Below are 2,693 nucleotides of genomic sequence, written 5' to 3'. Positions count from 1 at the left end.
GGAGAGGCTCCGCCAACGGAAATGTCACGATTAACGGATGAAGAGGATGCTTGGCGATGGCGACAGTACTCGGTACGCCACTATCGTGAAACTCGCGTTCGTTGCTTTCGATAAAGGGAGGAACGCTCGGAGTCGGAGATCGAGAGCTGCTTGTTGAATATCGATCGTGACTGGTTGACCGTCCATCTCCATTTTCAAACCTCGCATTCGATTGCGAATATAATCACAACCAAAAGCGCGGTTGATATCAGCTTCAGTCAACACAATTCGGGCTTCAGCATCGGTGGGCTGCGTAAGTTCGATATTCCCTAAGATGGCTCGGAGCGGATCGATCGCGACTCGATCGGTATTGATTTGGATTGATGCTACCCGTAGATCTTGGTTGACAACTACACCCTTGCCAGAAATCTCCACCGAATCTAATTTGCCTTGAATGAGATTGCCAGGATTGGTACGCAGATCGACAGCGATTTCTTCGACTACATCTAATTGACTAGCAATGCCAATTTCGACAACTTTACTTAATGCCTGGTTACCCAAATCGGGGCTATTCGCTCCCATGTTTTATTTCTCTACTTGGTTTGCAAAATGGTCACCGCAGCATTTTGACGCGTAACCATAGTGATAACAAACACCAAAACTAATTTAATCCATCTAAAGAGATACGATCGATCTCCCTCTTGAGAGAGAAGACTCTCAAGATTGGCACTGTTAGCATACGGAAGTCTCAATAAGCTAACTGCAATGAAACTAAAATCGATCGATCAACAAGTTGTTGCTGTGGTTGGGGCTTCCAGTGGGATCGGTCGCGAAACCGCCCTCCAACTTGCCAAACGTGGGGCAAAATTGGTAGTTTCGGCGCGGAGTGAAGCTGGACTGGCATCATTGGTCAAGGAAATCGAACAATTTGGCTCGGAGGCAATCGCCGTGCCTGCTGATGTGTCCGACTGCGCCCAGGTCAAATCGATTGCGGCTGCAACTATCGATCGTTTCGGACGGTTGGATACGTGGGTACATGCCGCCGCAACTGCGGTGATTTCGCCCTTCGAGCAAGTCACACCCGAGGAATTCAAACGGGTTATCGATGTCAATCTGATGGGGCCAGTGTATGCCGCCATGGCTGCATTGCCGCTGCTCAGACAAACGGGTCGAGGCGCATTTATCGCGATTTCATCTGTCGAAGCTCGTCGATCAATGCCGTTGCAAACATCCTACTCAGCCTCGAAACACGGTCTGGAAGGCTTTCTTGACAGTCTGCGTGCCGAATTAAGACATGAAGGTGTGCCCATCAGTATCACCAATGTGATGCCCGCTGTCATCAATACCCCTTTCTACAACAAGGCGCGGACGAAACTCGGAGTCAAACCAACTGGAGTGCCCCCTTACTATCAGCCGAGTCTAGTTGCAGAAGCAATTTTGCACGCTGCCGAATATCCTACCCGCGACATGATTGTCGGCGATGTCGGGCGCGCGGTAGATTTCTTGCAAAAGATTGCGCCCGATCTCGTCGATACCTTGGTTGGCGCGATCGCGATTCCCGGGCAGCGAACCCAAACGATTAAGGCTGTAGACGATCCTAATAATTTATTCGAGCCGATCTCTGGATATGACACCGTGACTGGTGACTTTACTGACAAGACGATTCCCAGTTTCCTCGATTGGTTCGACGTACACCCAGCCGCCAAATGGACGACTGCTGCGGGCTTAGGGGCAATTGCTTTAATCGCAGCCAATCTCTTTAAGGAGATGGAATAGGCTTTAGGCTTTAGGTTCTAGCAACTAGAGCTTCGAGGTTAAATTTCGATATTGCCTGTGTCGATCGATCCATTGGTGGGACAAAACAAATCGCAATTCCTCAGCAACATTTCACTCTAAATTCCTAAAAACTACCCCCTACCCCCTAAACACATGGAAATTCAAACAACGAGTAGTAACAAATCACCGCAACCGATTGGCGATAACGAACGCTGGGGATCGCTACTGACCGGCGGCGCGATGGTGCTGGCCGGATTGAGCCAGCGATCGCTACGTGGCGTGTTGATGGCAGTTGCTGGCGGTACATTGGCTTATCACGGTGCCACATCGGATCAGAGTATCCAAGAAAAAGTCGTCGAAGCAACTGGTATCGATAAAGGCTTGCGGGTCGAAAAGACAGTGACGATCGAGAATAAGTCGATCGAGGAACTGTATCAGCTCTGGCACAACTTTGAGAATCTACCCACATTTATGAAACACCTCAAATCGGTGACTGTCATCAATGAAACTCGATCGCATTGGGTCGCCAATGCGCCGCTGGGTAATACCGTTGAGTGGGATGCCGATATCATTACCGATCTACCCAATCAGTTAATCAGTTGGGCATCTGTCCCTGGTGCCGATGTTGAGAATTCTGGGTTCGTGCGGTTTAAGCCAGCCACTGGCGGACGCGGGATCGAGGTCAAAGTCGTGTTGGAGTATCGCGTACCAGGCGGCGCACTGACAGCCGCGATCGCCTCAGTATTTGGCGAAAATCCCGAGCAGCAAATCGGTGACGATTTGCGCCGTTTCAAGATGCTGATGGAAGCTGGCGAACTAGCAACGACAGAAGGTCAATCTTGCGGTCAGCGAAGCTAAGTTTCAGGGTTTGGGTTAATCTCGATCAATGTTGTGAGGGCTGCTGGTCGGGTGACCCACCCCACTGGGCGGGTCACCCG

At 50.4% G+C, this 2,693-nt stretch carries 2 protein-coding genes and 1 pseudogene; 2 read left to right on the top strand and 1 reads right to left on the bottom strand.

Annotated features, from left to right (window positions below):
* Window positions 1–204 precede the first annotated feature (204 nt).
* Window positions 205–561: pseudogene (locus tag RMO27_RS15000) on the bottom strand (DUF2993 domain-containing protein); the annotation flags it as partial.
* Window positions 562–744: 183 nt separating this feature from the next.
* On the opposite strand from RMO27_RS15000, the gene RMO27_RS14995 reads away from it, so the two are divergent.
* Window positions 745–1,755, top strand: coding sequence for an SDR family oxidoreductase (locus RMO27_RS14995; protein WP_309733892.1), 1,011 nt, complete (start codon window positions 745–747; stop codon window positions 1,753–1,755).
* Window positions 1,756–1,908: 153 nt separating this feature from the next.
* Complete coding sequence (locus RMO27_RS14990; RefSeq protein ID WP_309733890.1) at window positions 1,909–2,613, top strand: SRPBCC family protein; 705 nt, start codon at window positions 1,909–1,911, stop codon at window positions 2,611–2,613.
* Window positions 2,614–2,693: the final 80 nt, after the last annotated feature.

It is taken from the genome of Chamaesiphon sp. OTE_75_metabat_556 (assembly GCF_031378165.1).
Classification (GTDB): Bacteria; Cyanobacteriota; Cyanobacteriia; order Cyanobacteriales; family Chamaesiphonaceae; genus Chamaesiphon.
Note: the sequence above shows the minus strand (reverse complement) of the source record. Positions and strands in the feature narration are given on the sequence as shown.

Bases quoted from the DNA above. Each gene is read 5' to 3' on its own strand.
- RMO27_RS14995 (WP_309733892.1), top strand. From the start codon at position 745: ATGAAACTAAAATCGATCGATCAACAAGTTGTTGCTGTGGTTGGGGCT.
- RMO27_RS14990 (WP_309733890.1), top strand. From the start codon at position 1,909: ATGGAAATTCAAACAACGAGTAGTAACAAATCACCGCAACCGATTGGC.